We start from the raw sequence: 3,160 nt of genomic DNA on the forward strand, positions 1-3,160 counted from the left end.
TAGTTCGTAACGTGTAATTCTTTAAATTAGTGGCTTAATCATTCTGACAAATCACTACACCATGCAAAAAATTGCGGTAATCGGCGCTGGTACCATGGGAAATGGTATTGCGCATGTTTTTGCTCAACACGGCCATGCCGTTACTTTAATAGACGTTTCTGCTCCGGCACTAGATAAGGCGCTGCAAACCATTACCCGGAATCTCGACAGACAAGTTACCAAAGGCGCTATCACAGAAGATATTAAAAATCAGACGATTGGAAATATCTCCCTGCAAACAGATCTGGCCACCGGCGTAAAAGATGTTTCACTGGTAGTCGAAGCGGCTACCGAAAATATTTCGCTGAAGCTGAAAATATTCCAGGACCTTGATCTACATGCCCCTGCCGATGCGATCCTGGCCACCAATACTTCCTCTATCTCCATCACAAAAATTGCAGCTGCCACCAAACGCCCTGCTAAGGTAATAGGCATGCACTTCATGAATCCCGTACCAGTCATGAAACTGGTGGAGATCATCAACGGCTATGCTACTGATAAAGCCGTGACCAACGCCATTGTGGCGCTCTCCGAAAAACTGGAAAAAGTGCCTTGCGTGGTAAACGATTATCCCGGCTTTGTAGCCAACCGCATTCTGATGCCTATGATCAACGAAGCTATTTGCTCCCTGTTCGAAGGCGTTGCCGGTGTGGCAGAAATTGATACGGTGATGAAGCTGGGTATGGCACATCCAATGGGGCCCTTACAACTAGCAGATTTCATTGGACTGGATGTTTGCCTTTCTATCATGCAGGTACTGCACAGTGGCTTTGGTAACCCTAAATACGCACCATGCCCTCTGCTTGTAAACATGGTCACTGCAGGCTATTTAGGCGTAAAAAGCGGAGAAGGATTTTATAAATATACCGCCGGTAGCAAAGACCTGATAGTAAGTGAAAGATTTAACTAACCATATGAGGGCGGGTAGTAATTTACCATTTTACTACCCGCCGTTTTAACAGCTTCTTCTTGCTGTTGCTCAGCAACTAGCCTTTCAGCTCCATGAGATATAATCGTTTACAAAAATCGGTAAAGTCATTTCCTACCAACCACAAATTCTGATACTTCACTTCTTCTTTCATCTCTCTACCGGTTTCTTCCAGGTAATCTTCCGCATCCCACTCGCAATCGTGATCCCAGAAAAACACATTGCCATATCTTTCTTTTCCCAGGTAAATACCCACAAAATTACCCATGCCATCTGTCAGAATGGGTAATAAAAAGTCGGGCTTCCTGTCTTCATAAATACTCAGATTCCTGAACAGATCATAGCTCCCTTTATGTTTACCAAAAAACACGCTTATACTGGAAGAACTAAACGTAAAATTGGGAATACCATCTGCTTCCGGGTGAACATATTCTGCCTGGCTTTTAAATGGCTTAAAACAAACTAATTCGTTATTAAATGTATATACACCATAATTTTTCAAAAAATGGCTGTAGTCCTCCGGGAGTGACGCATTCATATCACTTTCAATCTGGCTGATCTCCTCATCAGAAAGTCTCCCGATGTTATCCGGAAACAAGGGACGTATTCCGCCTAATCTGTCAAATTCGTTTTGATAGTCCATTTTATGCTATTATTTTTTAGTGATGAGTTTCATCGGCTCTCATTTCGTGAGCAGTTCCACTATGTCTTATTTTACTATGCGGCAAACTTGGTACAAATTGCATCATATCTCCCTGGAAATGGTGCGGCGTTATTTCATTCACCTTCATCCATTCCAGCGCTGCTGCCTGGTTCTTAAATTCCAACGGATACTTCTCACTCAGGGCAGATGCTGTCAATGCTTTATCCACACTCTGATCTCCTGTAAGGCCTTTTACCTGGATGGGCTCTCTGGCTTGTATGCCGCTAAAATCAGGCGTGCCCTTTACAAACGGAATTTCGGTACCTTCTGGTAAACCGATAGAAGCCGGATCATTTGGAATAAAATTAGAATGCCCTGCCTCTCCGGCCCAATCACCAATTTTGGGAAGACGCCAGCCTTTGGGCTTGGGAGTACCGGGTTCCCACGGCATTAAACCGAAACTATCTACACAGGTATTCGGATCCTGCACATATCCATACAACCTCATTCCTCCATGCAATCCAATAGGATCCTGACTCAGATACATACCTTCCTCCGGTGAATAATACCGGAATCTGTTGTAGGCTAATCCCGTTTCCTCATCCATGTACTGCCCCTGATAAAGATAATTACAAAAAGTTTTATCTCCACGCAACTGACGTACTTTACCATAGCAATCCACTTCACGTTCCCACACTTTGTTACCCGCCACATCAAATGCCTGAGTGGGTGTGCCCAGATGATCTGACAAAATACTGAAGGCATTTTCTGCGGTGAGTTTTGCGCAGGGCACAGCAGTCCCTTCTTCAAATATCCACGTGATCAGGTTTTCTACCGGCTCTTCTTCCGGATGCAACGCTCCATCTGCCACTGCCCGCAGATGCGGTGGATAATCACCGTTGTACTGCCATTCATGTAAAGGCACTTTGCCATTCCACAACCACCGTGTTACCCGCTCCTTGCGTTTATTCACCTTAGCAATTCGTCTTCCTAATGGATCATAATTGAATACGATTTCACCGCCAGCCGGCGCGATCACCTGCCGTAAGGAGCCATTGGCATTCCAGTCATACATCCAACCAGTGCGGCTTCCCCTGGGGATTATTCCCGCACCTTTAAGCGATGCCTGTTTATCTTCCGCGGTGCTATGTGTGTTTTGTTTAAACTCTTTAAATACCAGGTTTCCTTCCACATCATAATGGAAGTAATAATCCGGACATTCCAGTAACCGCCCTCCTTTATCATATATCCGATCTTTCCTGGCAGGTGTTTCGAAGAGATTGCCCAACTTATCCGGCATCCTGTAAATAGTGGTGGATGGCCCACCTTCCGCCTGTGTATAAGTAGCACTTACCAGGTTATTAAATTCATCATAGGCAAATTGTGCCTGTGTACCGGTCAGTTCATTCACCATACGACGTAACTGATTCGATCGTCCCCATTCATAGCGGCTACGACGTTGCTCTGTTTGATGTACTCCAATAGTTTGTCGTGTTATCCTGCCCTGCCTGTCCCGCTGGGTTTGAATATTTACGCCTCCCGACAACCCT

The 3,160-nt window shown here is 45.1% G+C and carries 3 protein-coding genes; 1 reads left to right on the forward strand and 2 read right to left on the reverse strand.

The genetic code is table 11. The features are described from left to right. The first annotated feature begins 61 nt into the window (after positions 1-61). Positions 62-949, forward strand: coding sequence for a 3-hydroxybutyryl-CoA dehydrogenase (locus VIP81_RS03390; RefSeq protein ID WP_331957068.1), 888 nt, complete (start codon positions 62-64; stop codon positions 947-949). 76 nt (positions 950-1,025) lie between these two features. Here VIP81_RS03390 and VIP81_RS03395 read toward each other — a convergent pair whose 3' ends face one another. Continuing rightward, on the reverse strand, positions 1,026-1,610 hold the full coding sequence (locus VIP81_RS03395; protein ID WP_331957069.1) for an SMI1/KNR4 family protein: 585 nt from the start codon (positions 1,608-1,610) through the stop codon (positions 1,026-1,028). A 16-nt stretch (positions 1,611-1,626) separates the two neighbouring features. Beyond that, on the reverse strand, positions 1,627-3,160 hold a 1,534-nt coding region (locus tag VIP81_RS03400), incomplete at its 5' end, for an RHS repeat-associated core domain-containing protein (protein ID WP_331957070.1).

The sequence above is a fragment of the Chitinophaga sp. genome, from assembly GCF_036566945.1.
Lineage (GTDB): Bacteria > Bacteroidota > Bacteroidia > Chitinophagales > Chitinophagaceae > Chitinophaga.